General features: G+C 44.7%; 22 protein-coding genes. 16 read left to right on the forward strand and 6 right to left on the reverse strand.

Annotated elements, in window-relative coordinates; all coding sequences use genetic code 11:
• The first annotated feature begins 29 nt into the window (after nt 1-29).
• The 5 genes from QMA04_RS06000 to QMA04_RS06020 all read left to right on the forward strand — a co-directional run bounded on the left by QMA04_RS06000 (nt 30) and on the right by QMA04_RS06020 (nt 4567).
• On the forward strand, nt 30-1913 hold the full coding sequence (locus QMA04_RS06000) for a cytochrome c oxidase subunit I (RefSeq protein ID WP_290184540.1): 1884 nt from the start codon (nt 30-32) through the stop codon (nt 1911-1913).
• Nucleotides 1903-2529, forward strand: a complete 627-nt coding sequence (locus tag QMA04_RS06005; RefSeq protein WP_191713966.1) for a cytochrome (ubi)quinol oxidase subunit III — start codon at nt 1903-1905, stop codon at nt 2527-2529. The genes QMA04_RS06000 and QMA04_RS06005 overlap by 11 nt, the downstream gene beginning before the upstream one ends.
• Entirely contained in the window at nt 2529-2861 is a 333-nt protein-coding gene (gene ctaF, locus QMA04_RS06010; protein ID WP_191713967.1) for a cytochrome c oxidase subunit IVB, read from the forward strand. Before QMA04_RS06005 ends, ctaF begins: the two co-directional genes overlap by 1 nt.
• Nucleotides 2862-3166: 305 nt before the next feature.
• Nucleotides 3167-4090 carry a cytochrome c oxidase assembly factor CtaG gene (gene ctaG / locus QMA04_RS06015; protein ID WP_191713968.1) on the forward strand — a complete coding sequence of 308 codons (924 nt, stop codon included), beginning with the start codon at nt 3167-3169 and terminating at the stop codon, nt 4088-4090.
• A gap of 15 nt (nt 4091-4105) precedes the next feature.
• Nucleotides 4106-4567: a DUF420 domain-containing protein gene (locus QMA04_RS06020; RefSeq protein WP_191713969.1), complete on the forward strand. Its 462-nt coding sequence runs from the start codon at nt 4106-4108 to the stop codon at nt 4565-4567.
• A 27-nt stretch (nt 4568-4594) separates the two neighbouring features.
• Here the strand turns inward: QMA04_RS06020 and ytvI are convergent, their stop codons facing one another.
• Together ytvI and QMA04_RS06030 are read right to left on the reverse strand one after the other, a co-directional pair.
• Nucleotides 4595-5650, reverse strand: a complete 1056-nt coding sequence (ytvI, locus tag QMA04_RS06025) for a sporulation integral membrane protein YtvI (protein WP_191713970.1) — start codon at nt 5648-5650, stop codon at nt 4595-4597.
• Nucleotides 5651-5730: 80 nt separating this feature from the next.
• On the reverse strand, nt 5731-6096 hold the full coding sequence (locus tag QMA04_RS06030) for a YugN family protein (protein ID WP_191713971.1): 366 nt from the start codon (nt 6094-6096) through the stop codon (nt 5731-5733).
• Nucleotides 6097-6240: 144 nt separating this feature from the next.
• On the opposite strand from QMA04_RS06030, the gene QMA04_RS06035 reads away from it, so the two are divergent.
• Nucleotides 6241-7305, forward strand: coding sequence for a CAP domain-containing protein (locus QMA04_RS06035; protein WP_191713972.1), 1065 nt, complete (start codon nt 6241-6243; stop codon nt 7303-7305).
• Here the strand turns inward: QMA04_RS06035 and QMA04_RS06040 are convergent.
• Nucleotides 7286-7795: a PaaI family thioesterase gene (locus QMA04_RS06040; protein ID WP_191713973.1), complete on the reverse strand. Its 510-nt coding sequence runs from the start codon at nt 7793-7795 to the stop codon at nt 7286-7288. The two genes, QMA04_RS06035 and QMA04_RS06040, sit on opposite strands and share 20 nt — an antisense overlap.
• Nucleotides 7796-7870: 75 nt before the next feature.
• On the opposite strand from QMA04_RS06040, the gene QMA04_RS06045 reads away from it, so the two are divergent.
• Nucleotides 7871-8317, forward strand: a complete 447-nt coding sequence (locus tag QMA04_RS06045) for a YlbF/YmcA family competence regulator (protein ID WP_290184546.1) — start codon at nt 7871-7873, stop codon at nt 8315-8317.
• A 68-nt stretch (nt 8318-8385) separates the two neighbouring features.
• On the opposite strand, the gene QMA04_RS06050 is transcribed toward QMA04_RS06045, so the two are convergent.
• Nucleotides 8386-9291, reverse strand: coding sequence for a glycerophosphodiester phosphodiesterase family protein (locus tag QMA04_RS06050; RefSeq protein ID WP_191713975.1), 906 nt, complete (start codon nt 9289-9291; stop codon nt 8386-8388).
• A 224-nt stretch (nt 9292-9515) separates the two neighbouring features.
• Between QMA04_RS06050 and QMA04_RS06055 the strand changes: the two genes are divergently transcribed.
• On the forward strand, nt 9516-9788 hold the full coding sequence (locus QMA04_RS06055; protein ID WP_191713976.1) for a YlbG family protein: 273 nt from the start codon (nt 9516-9518) through the stop codon (nt 9786-9788).
• Here the strand turns inward: QMA04_RS06055 and QMA04_RS06060 are convergent, their stop codons facing one another.
• Entirely contained in the window at nt 9789-10169 is a 381-nt protein-coding gene (locus QMA04_RS06060) for a DUF7147 family protein (RefSeq protein WP_203339701.1), read from the reverse strand. It lies immediately after the preceding gene.
• Between the two features lie 83 nt (nt 10170-10252).
• Here QMA04_RS06060 and rsmD point away from each other — a divergent pair, with 83 nt between their 5' ends.
• The 3 genes from rsmD to QMA04_RS06075 all read left to right on the forward strand — a co-directional run bounded on the left by rsmD (nt 10253) and on the right by QMA04_RS06075 (nt 12401).
• The gene (gene rsmD / locus QMA04_RS06065) at nt 10253-10828 is read left to right on the forward strand and encodes a 16S rRNA (guanine(966)-N(2))-methyltransferase RsmD (RefSeq protein WP_191713977.1); all 576 of its coding nucleotides are present in this window, start codon (nt 10253-10255) and stop codon (nt 10826-10828) included.
• Entirely contained in the window at nt 10821-11300 is a 480-nt protein-coding gene (coaD, locus tag QMA04_RS06070) for a pantetheine-phosphate adenylyltransferase (RefSeq protein WP_191713978.1), read from the forward strand. Before rsmD ends, coaD begins: the two co-directional genes overlap by 8 nt.
• A gap of 75 nt (nt 11301-11375) precedes the next feature.
• A complete protein-coding gene (locus QMA04_RS06075; protein ID WP_290184550.1) occupies nt 11376-12401 on the forward strand; it encodes a SepM family pheromone-processing serine protease in 1026 nt (341 codons plus the stop codon).
• On the opposite strand, the gene QMA04_RS06080 is transcribed toward QMA04_RS06075, so the two are convergent.
• Complete coding sequence (locus tag QMA04_RS06080; protein WP_191713980.1) at nt 12389-13588, reverse strand: nucleotidyltransferase; 1200 nt, start codon at nt 13586-13588, stop codon at nt 12389-12391. The genes QMA04_RS06075 and QMA04_RS06080 overlap by 13 nt on opposite strands.
• Before the next feature lie 126 nt (nt 13589-13714).
• Here QMA04_RS06080 and QMA04_RS06085 point away from each other — a divergent pair, with 126 nt between their 5' ends.
• From QMA04_RS06085 to QMA04_RS06105, 5 genes are all read left to right on the forward strand, one after another.
• Nucleotides 13715-14248, forward strand: coding sequence for a YceD family protein (locus QMA04_RS06085; protein WP_191713981.1), 534 nt, complete (start codon nt 13715-13717; stop codon nt 14246-14248).
• 24 nt (nt 14249-14272) lie between these two features.
• Nucleotides 14273-14449 (forward strand): 50S ribosomal protein L32, encoded by a 177-nt coding sequence (gene rpmF / locus QMA04_RS06090; protein WP_006828847.1) that lies wholly within the window; start codon nt 14273-14275, stop codon nt 14447-14449.
• A gap of 122 nt (nt 14450-14571) precedes the next feature.
• Nucleotides 14572-15324 carry an enoyl-CoA hydratase/isomerase family protein gene (locus QMA04_RS06095; RefSeq protein WP_191713982.1) on the forward strand — a complete coding sequence of 251 codons (753 nt, stop codon included), beginning with the start codon at nt 14572-14574 and terminating at the stop codon, nt 15322-15324.
• 229 nt (nt 15325-15553) lie between these two features.
• A complete protein-coding gene (locus QMA04_RS06100) occupies nt 15554-16903 on the forward strand; it encodes an acetyl-CoA carboxylase biotin carboxylase subunit (RefSeq protein WP_290184559.1) in 1350 nt (449 codons plus the stop codon).
• Nucleotides 16900-17115, forward strand: coding sequence for a biotin/lipoyl-containing protein (locus QMA04_RS06105; RefSeq protein WP_191713984.1), 216 nt, complete (start codon nt 16900-16902; stop codon nt 17113-17115). Before QMA04_RS06100 ends, QMA04_RS06105 begins: the two co-directional genes overlap by 4 nt.
• Nucleotides 17116-17119 lie beyond the last annotated feature (4 nt).

The following is a 17119-nucleotide window of genomic DNA, read 5'->3' on the forward strand; positions in this document are numbered from 1 at the left end:
ATAAAGCTTAAAAAAGGGAGGTATACAGTGTGAGTTCTATTGCTCAAAAAAAGGGCTTCGGCGCTACGATTTGGGACTTCATGACAACGGTCGACCATAAGAAGATCGCAATCCTTTATCTCATCTCAGGTGGTATCTTCTTCCTGATCGGTGGATTGGAAGCGATGTTGATCCGTGTCCAGTTGGCTAAAGCAGGGAATGATTTCCTAAGTGCTGGAACATATAACGAAATTATAACAATGCACGGTACTACCATGATTTTCTTGGCAGCGATGCCGATTTTACTGGCTTTCATGAACGCTATTATGCCTTTGCAAATCGGCGCGCGTGATGTAGCTTTCCCATTCTTGAATTCACTAGGTTTCTGGCTTTTCTTCTTTGGTGGTATTTTCCTTAACCTTTCATGGTTTATGGGAGGAGCACCAGATGCAGGTTGGACGAACTATGCTTCTCTTGCCCTTGCATCCGAAGGAAAAGGCATTGACTTCTATTCACTGGGATTAACGATTTCCGGTTTTGGTACGCTGATCGCAGGGATTAACTTCCTGGTAACGATCATCAACATGCGTGCTCCGGGTATGACTTACATGAGAATGCCTTTGTTCACATGGACAACTTTCGTTGCTTCTGCGTTGATCTTATTGGCATTCCCGCCACTTACTGTTGGACTTTTCTTCATGGTCTTCGACCGTATGTTCGACGCTAACTTCTTTGCAGTTGAAATGGGCGGTAACACGATCATCTGGGAGCATTTATTCTGGATCTTCGGTCACCCTGAAGTTTACATCTTGATTTTGCCGGCTTTCGGTATTTTCTCCGAAATCTTTGCGATCTTCTCACGTAAACGCCTATTCGGTTACACTGCACTTGTTTTCGCAACAATCCTTATCGGTTTCTACGGATTCATGGTTTGGGCTCACCACATGTTCACAGTCGGTTTAGGGCCAACAGCCAACGCTGTCTTCGCACTTGCTACTATGATCATTGCAGTCCCAACCGGTATCAAGATCTTCAACTGGCTCTTAACGATATGGGGAGGGAATATTTCCTTCTCAGTACCAATGATCTACGCTGTAGCATTCATTCCGTCATTTGTTGCGGGTGGGGTTACAGGGGTAATGCAGGCAATCGCTCCTTTGGATTACCAGTTGCATGACTCTTACTTTATCGTAGCTCACTTCCACTACGTAATTGTAGGTGGGGTGGTTCTGGCAATTTTGGCAGGTACACATTTATACTGGCCGAAAATGTTCGGAACGATGCTTAGTGAAAAATTAGGCAAATGGACGTTCTGGTTCTTCTTCATCGGATTCCATTTAACATTCTTCATTCAGCATTTCCTTGGCTTGATGGGTATGCCACGCCGTGTTTACACGTTCGGAGCAGACCAGGGCTGGGATCTATTCAACGCAATCAGTTCTGTTGGTGCAGTATTCATGGCTATCGGTGTAATCATCCTTTTAGTCAACGTAGTATTGACATCTATTAAAAACGAGCGCGTCGGCAATGACCCGTGGGGTGACGGCCGTACATTGGAATGGGCAATTGCATCTCCACCGCCGTTCTATAACTTTGCTCAAACTCCATTAGTTCGTGGTCTTGATTCAGTGTGGATCGAAAAAATGGATGGCAACAAAAAAGGTATGATTTTCGCTGAACCTCTTGGCGATATCCATATGCCGAATGGCTCGATCATTCCATTTGTAATTTCACTTGGTATGTTCATCGCTTCATTCGGAGCATTGTACTTCCTCGATGGCGACAAGCCATGGGCGTTGGCAGTGTTGATTATTGGTCTGGGAATCACTTTCGGTTCAATGCTATTGCGTTCATTGAAAGATGATCTGGGCTTCCATATTACTAAAGCAGAATTACTTGAAGACGCGAAGGGAGGCAACACCGATGGACATTAATCAAAAATATACTCCTCAATCATGGCCGGAACATCCTGAAACGGCTACGATGGAGGGGAAAAATAAGTTTATTGGTTTCTGGTTGCTTCTTGCTGCGGAGACAGTAACGTTTGCATCACTTTTCGCAACTTACCTTGCTTTAAAAGATAAAGGGCCAAGCGGCATGGAATTCTCTGCCGCTGGACTTTATGAACTGCCGCTAGTTTTTGCAATGACAATGATTCTTTTGACATCATCATTGACAAGTGTTTACGCAATGTACCATATGAAAAACCATAATTTTAAAGCAATGCAGGCTTGGCTTGGAATTACCGTTTTGCTTGGTGCAACTTTCCTAGGGTTGGAAATCTATGAGTTTAACCATTATGTCCATCTAGGCTTCGGCTATACGAATAGTGCTTTCAGTTCAGCGTTTTATACATTAGTTGGAACGCACGGTGCTCACGTACTGTTCGGTCTTAGCTGGTTTATCGCATTGATGCTACGCAACGCAAAACGTGGATTGAATATGTACAACGCACCAAAATTCTATTTAGCTTCGTTATACTGGCATTTTATTGACGTCGTATGGGTATTCATCTTTACTGTCGTCTATTTGATGGGAGTGATCGGATAATGGCACACGATACACATATTCATGTAAGATCGCAGGCAGAATTCGAATACACGAAGAAAAAGAGAGCAGAAGAAATGCGTGGCCATTTAGCGACATTTGCAATCATGATTTTCTTGACATTGATTGCTTTTACAATGGTTACTGCTGGATTCTCCGCTTACTTGATTGTTCCAATCGTTCTGTTGCTTGCAGCAATCCAAGTTGTTCTTCAGCTTTACTACTTCATGCACATGAGCGGAAAAGGACACGGCATGGTCGCGTTCTTCATGTTCTGTGGAATGTTCGTAGCTTTCATCACCATTCTTGCATTAGTTACAATTGTTTGGTGGTAGAATTTCTTAAACCCCCTTTACCTTTCGAGGTAAGGGGGGTTTTTGTCTTTCGGGTCAAGTTACAGCTCAGCACATGAAGCTGCGTTAAAACGGGCCTGGAGAAGAATAAAGGCTATGCCCACGGATATAGAAAAAAAGTAGATGCCCGGTTTGTTGGTGCAAGAAGAAATGGCAATCGGCCCTCTGATCATCTCTCCACAAAAGAAGGGGCTTGCGCATTTGGGATTGTTCATAGTTCGTTCATTGATATAGTTTGAAGAGCACTATATAATGAGGGTACTTGAGGAAAAGGAGGTCCCATTACAATGCCAATCAGTATTTTCGGGTTTCAGGCTTTATGGAGTCCGTATTACTTAGCAGTCCTCGTTCTGGTGACGATTCTCTATTTTTTGGTCACTGTAAAGTGGCGTGGGAAATTTAAAGGAAATCAACCGCTTAGTGTAAAACAAGCTGCGCTTTTTAGTTCAGGCATCGCTTTACTTTATATTATTAAAGGTTCACCAGTGGATTTATACGGACATATTTTGTTTACTATGCACATGGTCCAGATGGCGTTATTGCTGCTGTTGGTTCCACCGCTTTTGATCATGGGAATTCCGAGTTATATTTGGAAGGCTTTCACTGAGCTGCCTGTCATCAAACCAGTATTTAACCTTTTAACAAAACCGATGCTTGCGTTGATCCTGTTTGGAATGGCCTTTTCTTTTTATCACATTCCGATGGTATTCGATTTTGTTAAACAGGATGTTCTTCTCCACGGCGCTGTCAATATCGTATTATTCACGTCAGCGCTTTTGTATTGGTGGCCAGTGGTCAACAATTTGGAGGGCGTGCATAAATTCCACGGCTTGAAGAAATTGGCGTACTTATTCGGACTTAGTGTATTGGTAACTCCGGCGTGTGCGTTGATCATCTTCAGTGATACACCTTTCTATGCGACGTATACGAATGGAGAAGCCTGGCTTCAGGCAATGGCTCTATGTGTGCCTGCAGGAACTCTTTCTCAGTTGAACCTTTCAGGGCCTGAGTTATTCTCTACGATGTCGACGATTGAGGACCAGCGGACGGGCGGAATTACAATGAAAATAATTCAAGAGCTCGTTTTCACAGTCTTTATCTGGTTGGTATTCTATGAATGGCTGCGCAATGAAAACGATAACGCTGACGAAATCACTGCAAAAGTTTTACAGGATCGAAAAGACATGGCTTACCACAGACACAATGCTTAAAGGAGAATAACTTAAATGAATTTGCCGCTACTGCCGACTATCAGTACATTTTTTATCGTATTAAGCGCAATTTTGGTGGCGATCGGCTGGAATCTGGTTCGTCGCCGCAAAATTGAAGCTCACAAGAAAGTGATGGTGGGAGCAGGTGCTGCGGCATTGACTTTCTTCATCATCTATATGTCTCGAACAATTTTTGTCGGAAACACCGCATTTGGCGGCCCTGACGAGTTGAAAATCTTTTACACTGTCTTTTTGATTTTCCATATCACCTTGGCTACGACAGGCGGAGTTATGGGCTTGATCACAATCTATTGGGGTTGGAAAAACCAACTGTCGAAACACCGTAAAATCGGACCGATCACCAGTGTGGTCTGGTTCTCCACTGCGATAACAGGGGTTATGGTCTATCTGCTGCTTTATGTTTTCTACGAAGGCGGCCACACAACTTCTGTATTTAAAGCGATATTAGGTGGATAAAAAAAGGAACCCCCAGGGGTTCCTTTTTTATACTTTAAAATCAATTTTAATCATGCCTGCTTCGCGAGCTGAAGTAAAGAGAATGACAATCAGCGGTCCGACGAAGAATCCGAGGAAGCCGATAAGCTGCAGCCCGATAAACATGGCTATTAATGTCGCTAAAGGAGACAGGCCGATTTGAGTTCCCATTACTTTCGGTTCCACAGTCCGGCGGATGATCAGAAGTACCAAAGCCAGAATAGCCAATTGGGTTCCTTGGACGATGTCACCGGTGATGAACTCGTAAGCAAACCAAGGCGTCAGGACGATGATCGAACCTAAAATAGGAATGAAATCAATCAGCCAAATCAGCAGGGACATCACAATCGCATATTCCGGTGCGATAAATGCCAGAGCTGCCAGTGAAACGATAAAGATAATGCAACTGACCAGGAATTGTGCTTTTAAGAAACCGAAAATAACTTTGTTCAAACGTGCAAACATAAAACGGACTTTTTCCGCTGTTGAATCTTTCAGTCGGTTGAAAAGCATGACTTTCAAATCCGGCAAGTCCAACATGAACAAAAAGAGCGCGATCAGGAAGACGATAAAGCTGACGAGAAAAGAAGGGATGCCTGTCAGCAGATTTGAAATGGTATCGTAATTGACGATGGTCAAAATCCAATTGCGGATTTCTTCCATGATGCCCGCAAGTTCAGTTTCAAACGAAGAGACCACTTCAACGGGCATATCTCTAGTTGAACGGAAAAAGAACCCTTGAAACTCATCCCACATAGCAGATAGGGAGTTGATGTATTCGGGTACCATTTTCGTAAATTGAATAATTTGGCCAACCAATTGCGTGATGGTCCAATAAAGCAAAGCGGAAACAATAACAAGAAATAGAATGAAAACAGAAATCACAGAGGTTTTTCTACGCCATTTAAACCTTTTTTGTATAAAATTAACAAGTGGTTCCAAAAAAATAGCCGTAATTAAGGCGATAATTAATGGTATGGAAATAGGCAGTATGTATATGGAAATTAAAATTAAGACCGCAATGACGATGGCGGTCGTTAATGTTCTCTTCGTCAACCACTTCACTGATCAAGTCCTCCTTATGAAATTAGGATATTCATGAATCGGTTTAAAAAACCGCAGTTCAATAGTGAACTGCGGAATTTTTATACATTGATTTCGAAAGATTGAACATCCTTTTTGATGGAGTCTAATAATCCGATACAAGTTTTAACCAAGTGTTCTGGGAACTCTTCGTCTTCACCATATTCAACACCATGCGGATAATAATGTTTACCGAGTACCGGCTTCAAGACGCGCATAGTGGCATCGTTTGAATCAACATCTCCGTCAGTAGCATAAGCGAATACGCGCAGATAATATGTGCCTTCGCGTACGATGAATTTGCGGTCATAAGTGACACGCTCGTAATCCCATTGTCCTTCTTTTGTCAGACCATGTTTGTTCATGATGCTTTCAAGTAATGCAATATCTACGTGAATGTTTTCAAGTCCTGTATTTTCAAAATACATAGGATCTCTCCTCCTCTATAACAAAAAAGACTAAATGCTCCTTTAATAATAGATCATAATTTGAGTTGTTGCAATGGCTAGATTGTGTCAGTGTAAAGGCGGCTGTTATAATAGTGTTGATACAATAGCAAAGGGGCTGTTCGGTTGAAAGACTTGCTGCGCATTATGATTTTTCTATCGATCGTTCTAATCGGCTTATTTTATTTCGATCCTGCTATAAACGAAAATGACGTTCTAGAAGCACCGCGGACGGTAGAGCCTTTGCCGAACGAAGATATTGTGGATGAATCACTGGATATCGACCGGCCGGCCACAGGCATCTCCACCTATATCGGGGAGTCCAGCGACAAATGGGTTGAGCGATACGGAGAACCCGAACGGATTGAGCCATCTGCCTTTGGATACGACTGGTGGATATATAACGCATCATACGCCCATTTTACGATGATCGGCGTGAAAGAAGGGGAAATCGTCCAAGTCTATACCGCTGGAGCGGCAGCAGATGCAGCTCCCTATAAAATTGGACAAAGCCTGGATGATTTGTACCGTTTCACTATTATAGAAAATGAAGTCACCATCAAGTATGAAACCAATACCTATACCTTCAATATTGCAGCGGAAGACTTGGACAAACGGCTGCTGGTCAAATTTGACGGGCTTTATGCCCAATTGTATATCGACTCTATCGACCGCTCATTGGAGGCCGTCCGTTTTATGGACGCGGAAACTTTAATACGCCACCAGCCTTATGACATGATGTATTCAGGTGAATTATTGCCGATCCAAACACCCTCTTCAACGCTTCAGCAATCCATCAATGAAGGGAATGCTAAACAGATTGTCGATTTAGTCAATGTTTACCGGTTGCATCATCAAACCAAGCCATTGGCCGTCAATCCTGTAGCCAACAAGGTCGCTGAAGCGAATAGCGAAGACATGGCTAAGCAGAATTTTTCCTCCGAGGAAATGGAAATCAAAGATCTGCATGCCCGCTTACAAGAAGCAGATATCGTGTTTAAGCAAGCGGCTGTCAACACGGCAACACGCTATTACGATGCAGCGGAGACAGTGCATGGCTGGACCAATTCGGACAGCCATCGTAAAACTTTGCTCAGCCAACAATACAACCAAACGGGAGTCGGTGTTTTCGGCAAGTACTATACCCAGACCTTCCTTGAAAAAGAGCCTGCTACTGCTGAGAAGCAATAGCAGGTTTTTCCTTTTTGGGGATGATGAAAAACGAACCGGTTGCTGTCGCAATATGTTTTCCATCCTCCTGAAAGATATTTCCTTCCAGTACCATCGTATGTCTGCCACTGCGAATCACACGTGCCTGTGCACTTATTTTCTTTTCATCAGCCACTGTGAGATAGTTGATCGTCAGCGTCGTGGTTACAGCTGCAAATCCGGGATCGCATTTGCTGTTTGCCAGTGTGCCCATCGCAGTATCGAGCAGCACTGCCAGAATCCCACCATGGGGAATCCCTACGTTATTATGGATGTGGGGAGTATTTGGAATAGACACCATAGAAGCTTGGTCGTCTGTAATACGGGTCATGTCCAAACTTGCACTTAAATAGGTAGCAAATTCACCTTGCTGTTTTTTTTCGAAATTTGTCAGGTAATCAGTCAGAATTTCTAAATCTTCAGCGCTGCTATTTTCGAGAATGCGCTCCAATTGATGAGTTATCGGGTTCATGATGACAATCCTTTCAAGTCTGTAGTGAAATTCAAAAATATCTGCTATGATTAAAGCGTAAAGGAGGAAAATGCTATGATTATGACCTATGAATGGGCTGAAATAACTGACTTTGCAGATGAGTTAGGCCAAATGATCTTACAATCAGAGCAAGCTGACCTTTACCGGGCTGCTTATGCCTCTGTCTATAATGATAAAAATCTTGCGGATGAAATCCAGGCTTTCGCCAGATTAAAAGACCAATATGAAGAAGTACAGCGTTTTGGGAAATATCATCCGGAGTACTCACGGGTGATGAAGCAGATCCGAGTCGATAAACGACGCTTGGACCTGAATGAAAAAGTGGCCAATCTGCGCTTGGCTGAAAATGAGCTTCAGGACCTGATGGACCAAGTGAGTTTTATCCTTGGAAGATCTGTTTCAGAGGCAGTAAAAATCCCTTCTTCCAATCCATTTTTCTCATCCGATTCTTCCTGTGGAGGAAGTTGCGGTACAGGCGGCGGCTGTTCTTGTTCGGCATGATCGCCTTCTAGAACCAAAGTCCATAAAAAAAGTGCAACGCTTGCGTTGCACTTTTTTTATGCGGTTTCTTATTCCATGTCGGAAATGATTTCCACGGCTAGATCCGGTCGTCCGGTGATAATGCCTTTGGCTCCTGCGCCTATTAAAGCACGCATTACATCCTGTTCATCAATGACCCAGTAATGCACGGGAATATTCAAACTCTCCAAGAACGCAATAAAGCGGGGAGAATCCAACCGGAACACAGAGGATTTGACAGGAATCTGGAAAACGTCTGCCCGCGGCTGATACAAATGGCCAAACTGGCTATTGTAGGCCGTATATGCTTTTCTGACTTCATTCTCGCCTGCGCCGATGGCTACACGGTTTTGTGCATATAAATTAAATCGGTCAATTTGTTCATCGAAGAAAGAAGTCACGACCACGCGGTCTTGAGCTCCGAGTGAATCGATCAGACGCCATAGTTTCGAAGGGACTAAACTGCCTTCATAGGTTGCAGGATCGTCCTTTATATCGATATTGATAAACATTTGAGGGAATTTTTCAATCAGTTCGCGCAACAGTACAACCCGTTCGTTTTTCCCGCGGTAAGAATGGTTGCCATCGGTATCGATAAAATGATAGCCGAGATCGAAAGCCTTCAACTGGTCAAGCGACATGTCTGCAACTCTGCCAGCCCCATCCGTAGTCCGGTCGATGAATTCATCATGGAAAACCAGGATTTCTTCATCATTGGTCATACGGATATCGATTTCGAAACCATGGACTCCAAGATCAGCTGAGCGATTGAATGCAGCCATCGTGTTTTCAGGCGCCAATTTGCTGCCGCCCCGATGTGCCAGGACGATTGGACGTTCGTAATTCAAAACTTCTTTTGCGGGCCGTTGCTGGGGGTTAGCCAATGCTTTAGAGCCTGCCCACGCAGCAGCTCCGACAGCCGCAGCTGCTAAGCCGATTTTTGTCTTTTTACCCATACTTGTTGTTACCTCCCTGAAATACCGTAATAAAAACAGTATAGCGAATTGAATGGTGCACTGTCATTTTATCCCTCTTTAACAACCGGAAAAATTTCAGCGTCTGCAAGTGAAAAAATCAGCTGCGGATCAACCACTTCTGAAGCAATGGAAGTTTCTCGCTATTCGGTTGCGGCTTTTTTCTTTCCTATGGTATTCTAGAAGCTAAGAAAAGAGGGATACTTATGCATGATCGCCAAGGCCTCATTGTCTATGTGCATCATTTGAAACAAGCTAAATCGCTGCGGAAATTTGGGCATGTCCATTATATTTCCCGCAGATTGAAATACGTCGTCCTGTATATGGACCAGGATGTCATAGAAGCGACCAAAACGAAATTAAATAAATTGCCTTATGTAAAACAAGTGCTCGAATCATACCGTCCATTCCTGAAAACGGAATATGAAAATGCCAAGCCTGATAAAGCAAAAGAATATGATTACAAGATTGGCTTGTGATTATTGCATCGGCGGAATGTAATGGTTTAATCTTAAAACGGAAATCAAGTGGTTGTGGAAAAATTTTCTGTCTGCATAAACGGAAGAGTGTTTAACTTCCATTTTGATCGGCGTATGTCCGAGTGCAGCAACCGCTTGTTCAAATACGTCCAACCGCTTGGAATTGACTGGAATTCCTTCGCGGCAAATATAGATCGGCATGAAGTTTCCTTCAGCAGCCGGTTTGAATGCAGCAGCAATTGATAGTACATCCTGTCCCTGCGGATTGGTGGAGAGAAAAACAAATCCATGCATGAAACGCTGTTGATTGCTTGTGATGAGTTCGCGGAGCTCATAGATATCTCCGTACCCTTCTCCGAGTTCGATAAAACGTTGTATCATCATTTCACGTCCTTTCCAGTCTTCATTTTACCATTATGCATGTAAAATGCATCAAGAAAATCATTTAAGTTAGAGGCGATAGTATGCGTGTTGTAGCAGGCTCGGTTAAAGGGATCCCATTAAAGGCGGTGCCTGGCAATTCCACCAGACCGACGACAGATAAAGTGAAAGAATCCATTTTCAATATGATCGGCCCATTTTTTGATGGAGGGGTTGCGTTGGACCTGTTTGCCGGAAGCGGCGGACTGGGCATTGAAGCGCTTAGCCGCGGCATTGACCATGTCATTTTTACAGACAAGGACCGCCGAGCGGTTGAAACGATCCAAAGCAATTTGGAGAAGACACGCCTTACGGACCAGGCAGAAGTATTTCGGGCCGATGCGGAACGGGCAGTCAAGGCCATAAAGAAGAACGGTGTACAGGCGAGGTTGTTGTTCCTGGATCCTCCATATCATTTGAAAAAATCCTATGATTTGATGGACAAAGCGGGAGAATTGGAAATCGTGACGAAAGATGCGATTATAGTTTGTGAGCACGACAAGGAAGTGGAGCTTCCGGATCGCACTAAATATTTTGAACGCTATAAAAAAGAACTTTACGGGAGCACCATCATTTCAATTTACCGTTACCAGGGGGAAGAGGGAGAACGCATTGACTAAAATTGCTGTAGTTCCAGGGAGTTTTGACCCGATAACAATGGGGCATCTGGATATCATTAAACGCGCATCCACTATTTTTGATGAAGTGAAAGTCGTGGTTATGAATAATTCTTCAAAAAATCCTTTATTTGACGTCAACGAGCGTATGGATCTGATTTCGCAAGTGACGCAATCGATTCCGAATGTCAAAGTGGATTCTTTTTCAGGATTGCTGATTGATTACTCAGTTGAAGTAAAAGCAAACGCTATCATTCGCGGCCTTCGAGCTGTCAGTGATTTTGAATACGAAATGCAAATCACATCCATGAACCGGTTCTTAAATGAAAATATCGAAACTTTGTTCATGGTATCCAACAACCAATATTCGTTCCTGAGTTCGAGTATTGTTAAAGAAGTGGCAAAATACAAAGGCAGCATTACCGGTCTTGTACCCGAAGCGGTTGAAAAGGCTCTTCATTCAAAATTTCAGTGAGTCACGAATTTCGTGGCTTTTTCTTATGCAACGCTTAAGGCAGCAACGATTTCAGCCAATGAAAGGAAGAACTGGATGAAAAATAAACGATTACTCATTTTCGTCGCGGTGGTGGCTCTGGTGGTCTTTCTGTCTTCATATCGTTTGGATGCCTATATCACAAGACCCGGAGGCGCATACGAGCTGTCACCGCTTGTAGAAGTCGCAGGAGGCGATGAAGACGATGAAGGAAGCCTCAGCCTAATGACAGTCTCCATGCTGACGGCGACTCCCGCTTTGTATGTCTGGGCAAAATTCCAGGATGGCTACAAAGTCATGCCGCCGGAGCAGGTCAGAAGCCCGCATGAAAGCGATGAAGAATACAATGTGCGTCAGTTGAAGCTCATGTCCGATTCACAGGTGAATGCATTGCAGATTGCATTTGAGCAGGCGGAGTTGCCGTACGAAGTCAGCAACGATGGCGTCTTTGTCCTGAATGTATTAAATGGGGGAGCCGCAGATGGCATTTTAGCGCCTGGAGATCGTGTTCTTGAAGTGGATGGCAATAACTTCAGTGAAATGCAGGAATTCATCGATTATTTAAGCGACAAAAAAGCCGGGGAACAGGTGGAAGTGCTCTATGAGCGGGATGATCGCGAAATCAGTACAGACATCGGATTGGCGCCGTTGCCGACGGATCCAGAACGGGTCGGTCTCGGGATATCATTTGTCGAAGATAAAAGGATTGAAACAACGCCCGAAGTAAAAATCGATTCCGATACCATCGGCGGCCCTTCCGCCGGCTTGATGTTCACACTCGAGATCCTGAACCAGCTGGTGGATGAAGATATTACTAAAGGCTATGATATCGCCGGCACCGGTACCATGGAAAGCGATGGTTCTGTAGGCAGAATTGGCGGCATCGATCAAAAAATCATGGCTGCTGATTCTGCAGGCATTGACATTTTCTTTGCACCGAACGCAGCAGTGGAAGGCGGCGGTGACAGCAACTATACCATCGCTGTGGAAACGGCCGAAAAAATCGGGACAGCGATGGAAATCGTTCCCGTCGATACAGTGGAAGATGCCTTGGCATTTTTGGAAGAACTTCAGCCCCGGTAAATCGGCGGTGTTGTGAATTCTTTTTTTAACTCAGTGGAGCCCATACCTTGCAAGTACATCGCAGTAGCATGAATATCAAGTTTCCCCATTGGATCGTTCAGCTCAGCTGCACGGCTCACTACAGGAAGCTTGATATTCTTTTTTTGCAGATTTAGATAGCTTCTCCCGGCTTCTGACATGCCGAGGAGCCGGATATAAGCCGGAGCTTCAAATGAGCGCAGGAGCTGCCATGTAAAGCCTGTGTAGATATGCGTCAGCATCCGTTGGATCCGTGTCCGTGTAAACCGTTTTGATTTAATCAGTGAAATGAACGCTTCAAAGCTGTCTGCTGTTTTGGCGGACTGGTAGATTAAATTTTCGATGCCTTCAGTCACTTCGGCATACAGTTTCAACCTTTCAGGCCCTTCCCGCAAAACTGTAAAGCGCAACAAAGGATAGAACTGTTCCCAGCTGCCGAAGGAACCGTATTCTTTTTCCGCTTTCTTTAATGACGCAATCGAAGTTTTTGGCATATAAGCCGATAATTCCTCGACGGAGTCTCCTTTAAAGAATGCATCGCGAATTCCGGTGGCACTGGCAATCGGCAGTCCTGCTTGGATCGGGTCATGATAATTGGCGCCTATACGCTGGATGGTCAGGGGGGTTATGGAAGAGCCGAGTTTTTGAGCGGCTTCCAGATAATGAAAACCTAAAATATTATTCGGCTGCGTCAAATCGGCAAAGTCCGTGCCATTGCCAACCAAAGACAAGTAGGCGTTATTCAGTGCTTTGGGGTAGCTGATGCCGGTCTGGACAGCTTCATGGATAAGCTGCTGGTATGCCATCGCATGTTCAGTCAGCAATTGGTGTGAATTCAAGAATGGCTCAATAGCCCCCTGTTCACTGCCGAAGCAAAAAGAAGAGCAGCCGATGGCATCGAGCAGCGCGATGCCGCCTTTTGCGAAATCTGCGGCCTGAGCCGTTGCATACACATAGGGAAGTTCTATTACCAGATCGATGCCGGCATCCAATGCCATCTCTGTGCGTGCCCATTTATCGGCGAATGCCGGTTCCCCGCGCTGCAGGAACTGTCCGCTCATCGCTGCGATGACGATGTCGGCGCCTGACTCTTTACGGGCTTGCTGGGCGTGATGGAGGTGTCCGTTATGAAAAGGGTTGTATTCAACAATAATTCCTACAGCTTCCAATCTGCTCACCTCTTTGGTAGAATTAACAATAGTATACCGATGTTTGAAATAGTGTGACAAGATTTTTTCTTGACATCTTTTTCTGTGCATTATATAATCAACTTTGTTGTCTTGAGGTGATTACTTATGAAAATAGCGATTCAACAGCTTCAAAAGCATCGCAAAGACGGACTGCCAATTGACCAAATGGTTCATTTGGATGCAGTGAAATCACGGAATAGCGATATTCGGGAAATTTCGCCTGTACATGTTACAGGACATTGCACAATTGGTTCGCAACAATTAACGTGCCAAATCCATCTCGAAGGTATGCTTACGCTGCCTTGTGCCAGAACTTGGGAGGATGTTGAGTTTCCGATAAACGTTGATTCGGTTGAAGTCTTCGATTGGTCTGAAAATGCCAAAGAGGATAAGCTAAGCGATGTTCACCCTGTAGAAACTGAGATCATTGATCTTCAGCCGATACTGGAAGAATTAGTTTTGCTGGAAATACCGATTCAGGTGTTTAAGGAAGACGCTGATCAGGCCGTCATCAAAGGCGGGAATGATTGGTCGTATTCAACAGACGAAGAGTACGAAGCTGAGAAAGAAGCGGCACCACCAAAACCGGATCCAAGACTTGCTGATTTAGCAAAGTATTTTGATCAGTCAGATGAATAGAATTAGTGTAAGGAGGTGTCACCAATGGCTGTACCAGCTAGAAGAACGTCCAAAACCGCTAAAAGAAAACGCCGTACACATTTTAAATTGTCAGTGCCGGGCATGGTAATTTGCCCAAGCTGTGGCGAAAGTAAATTGGCTCACCACGTCTGCAAAGCATGTGGATCATACAAAGGGAAAGAAGTAGTAGCAAGCAAATAAAACAGTATTTGCTGCTGAAAGGCTATTGAGAGGCCATGGCTCTCGATAGCCTTTTTCTCTATACATAAGCAAGTGGCGGATTTAACCGCCAACAGAAAAATTGGCAGAAGAGAGGAATTCTATTGTCTTATACAATCAACCTTACAGAGGGAATTATGACATTTACGATTGACCGGCCCCATATCCGCAACGCCATCAACGATGAAGTCACAATGGGACTGGAGGAATTGGTGGAAAAGGCACAGCATCCTTCTGTCCGGGCCGTTATCATCACAGCTGCCGGCAAGCAGGCCTTTTGTTCAGGCGGCGACCTGTCGGTATTCCATGCCCTTCGAACGGAAGAACAGGCATACGGCATGCTGAAGCGCATGAGCGAAGTGCTCTATTCAATCAAAACACTGCCTGTACCGGTTGTGGCAGTTGTTAATGGTGCAGCAGTCGGCGGCGGCTGTGAAATCGCCACAGCGTGCGATTACAGGCTTGTATGGGATCATGCCAAGTGCGGCTTTATCCAAGGCACGCTAGCCATCACCAGCGGCTGGGGAGGCGGAACATATCTTCTGGAAACCTTGCAGCATGATAAAGCGTTGCAAATGCTCAGTGAAGCTAAGGTATATACAGCGTCTGAATTAAAAGAGTCCGGTTGGGCATCAGCTATTATTCGCAGTGACCAAGATATCATTGACTTTTTCAAATCGATGAAGAAAGTCCATCCCGACGTTCACCGCGCCTATAAGGAAATGGCCATCCGCAAATGGCAGAAGACCGATTTGAAAGAACGTGTGGAACAGGAAGTTAGAAGATGCGCTATTTTATGGGAGAAAGACGCCCATCATGATGCAGTCGATGGCTTCCTCAATAAAACGAAAAAATGAAATCCCTTTTCGAAGGGGTTTTTTTTTATGGAATTCTTCAGAAAGTCCGGGTGTGGCGCGCTTGAAGAGTAGACCGGGTCATAGCTCCACATAACATGGGCTTGGCGATTTGAGAGAATAATTTTATGTTTCATTCTACTTAAAAAGAAATATTTTAATGAATAGTTGAAATCGCTTACAAAATTCGTATATGCTATAGAAGGGAGAAAACATAGGGGGTATTTCTAATATGAAAAAAATCCTGATCGCGAACCGGGGAGAAATCGCACGCCGAATCATTCGGACCTGCGAACGACTCGGTATCGAGACGGTTGCTATTCATTCTGAGGCAGATGGGGATCTGCCTTACGTCAGTGAAGCGACCCAAGCTGTACTGATCGGTCCAAATCCGGTCGTACAGTCTTACCTGCAAATCGATAAAATTATTGAAGAAGCTAAAAAACACGGTGTGGACGCCATCCATCCGGGATATGGCCTGCTGTCGGAAAATGCCGGTTTTGCCCGTCGCGTGGCAGAAGCCGGGATGGTCTTTATCGGACCTTCAAGCGATATCATCGAAAAGATGGGGGATAAAATCGAGTCCCGAAGAACCATGATCCAGGCTGGGGTGCCAGTGGTTCCCGGTACTGAAGAAGGCGTGGCCACACTGGAAGAAGCAATTCAGGAAGCTGAAGCTATCGGTTATCCATTGATGCTGAAAGCCAGTGCAGGCGGCGGTGGAATCGGTATGGTGCGCTGTGAAAGTGAGCAAGCGCTCACTCAACAGTTTGTCTCTGTTAAAAACCGCGCCAAGGCCTATTTTGGAGACGATGTGGTTTATTTGGAGAAATTTATTGCTGACGCCCGCCATATTGAAGTTCAGATTTTCGGCGACCACCATGGCAATCTTGTTCATTTATACGAACGGAATTGTTCAGTCCAGCGCCGCAACCAGAAAGTGATTGAAGAATCGCCTTCGCCGAATTTGCCGCAAGATGTCCGCGAAAGGCTTTGCGAAGCTGCGCTGCAGGCAGGAAAAGCGGTTAACTACACCAATGCGGGAACCGTCGAATTTATCGTCGACCAGGATAATAACTTTTATTTCCTGGAGATGAATACGCGTCTGCAAGTCGAGCATCCTGTCACCGAAGAAGTGACAGGGCTGGATCTTGTTGAATGGCAGCTGACTGTAGCTGATGGAGGAGAATTGCCTTCTCAGGACAGCATACAGACAAAAGGCCATGCCATTGAGTACCGCGTGTATGCTGAAGACCCAAAAACATTTTTCCCATCTCCAGGTAAGCTCGAAAAGCTTCAATGGGGAGAAGGCGCACGTATTGAAACGGGTTACGAAGAAGGCAACCAAGTGACGCCTTTCTACGATCCGATGATTTCAAAAATTATCATCCGCGGAACCGACCGGATTGATGCTTTGTCAAAATCACAGACTTTTTTCAATCATGTTACAATTACTGGTGTAAAAACCAATATTCTTTTATTTAAGGAATTTATTAGGTCAGAAGAATTTATTTCAGGTGATTACGCAACTGCGGTATTGCCGCAATGGATGGAAAAAACAAAGGAGGAACACACATTATGAAAGAATTGAAAGCATCTATGGCAGGAACGGTATTAAACGTATTGGCGGCTGAAGGGGAAGCGGTAACGGCTGGACAAGCTGTTTTGACAATCGAGTCCATGAAAATGGAAATTCCAGTGGAAGCTGAATTTGGCGGAAAAGTCGAGAAAGTTCATGTCGAAGTTGGCGGCTTTGTCAACGAAGGCGATTTGCTGTTGACTGTCGGCGAATAAAGAG

It is taken from the genome of Planococcus sp. APC 3900 (assembly GCF_030407735.1).
Taxonomy (GTDB): domain Bacteria; phylum Bacillota; class Bacilli; order Bacillales_A; family Planococcaceae; genus Planococcus; species Planococcus notacanthi.

Coding starts and splice junctions, on each gene's coding strand:
- QMA04_RS06005 (WP_191713966.1), top strand. CDS start 1,903: ATGGACATTAATCAAAAATATACTCCTCAATCATGGCCGGAACATCCT.
- ctaF (WP_191713967.1), top strand. CDS start 2,529: ATGGCACACGATACACATATTCATGTAAGATCGCAGGCAGAATTCGAA.
- ctaG (WP_191713968.1), top strand. CDS start 3,167: ATGCCAATCAGTATTTTCGGGTTTCAGGCTTTATGGAGTCCGTATTAC.
- QMA04_RS06020 (WP_191713969.1), top strand. CDS start 4,106: ATGAATTTGCCGCTACTGCCGACTATCAGTACATTTTTTATCGTATTA.
- QMA04_RS06030 (WP_191713971.1), bottom strand. CDS start 6,096: ATGTATTTTGAAAATACAGGACTTGAAAACATTCACGTAGATATTGCA.
- QMA04_RS06040 (WP_191713973.1), bottom strand. CDS start 7,795: ATGAACCCGATAACTCATCAATTGGAGCGCATTCTCGAAAATAGCAGC.
- QMA04_RS06045 (WP_290184546.1), top strand. CDS start 7,871: ATGATTATGACCTATGAATGGGCTGAAATAACTGACTTTGCAGATGAG.
- QMA04_RS06050 (WP_191713975.1), bottom strand. CDS start 9,291: ATGGGTAAAAAGACAAAAATCGGCTTAGCAGCTGCGGCTGTCGGAGCT.
- QMA04_RS06055 (WP_191713976.1), top strand. CDS start 9,516: ATGCATGATCGCCAAGGCCTCATTGTCTATGTGCATCATTTGAAACAA.
- QMA04_RS06060 (WP_203339701.1), bottom strand. CDS start 10,169: ATGATACAACGTTTTATCGAACTCGGAGAAGGGTACGGAGATATCTAT.
- rsmD (WP_191713977.1), top strand. CDS start 10,253: ATGCGTGTTGTAGCAGGCTCGGTTAAAGGGATCCCATTAAAGGCGGTG.
- QMA04_RS06075 (WP_290184550.1), top strand. CDS start 11,376: ATGAAAAATAAACGATTACTCATTTTCGTCGCGGTGGTGGCTCTGGTG.
- QMA04_RS06085 (WP_191713981.1), top strand. CDS start 13,715: ATGAAAATAGCGATTCAACAGCTTCAAAAGCATCGCAAAGACGGACTG.
- rpmF (WP_006828847.1), top strand. CDS start 14,273: ATGGCTGTACCAGCTAGAAGAACGTCCAAAACCGCTAAAAGAAAACGC.
- QMA04_RS06100 (WP_290184559.1), top strand. CDS start 15,554: ATGAAAAAAATCCTGATCGCGAACCGGGGAGAAATCGCACGCCGAATC.
- QMA04_RS06105 (WP_191713984.1), top strand. CDS start 16,900: ATGAAAGAATTGAAAGCATCTATGGCAGGAACGGTATTAAACGTATTG.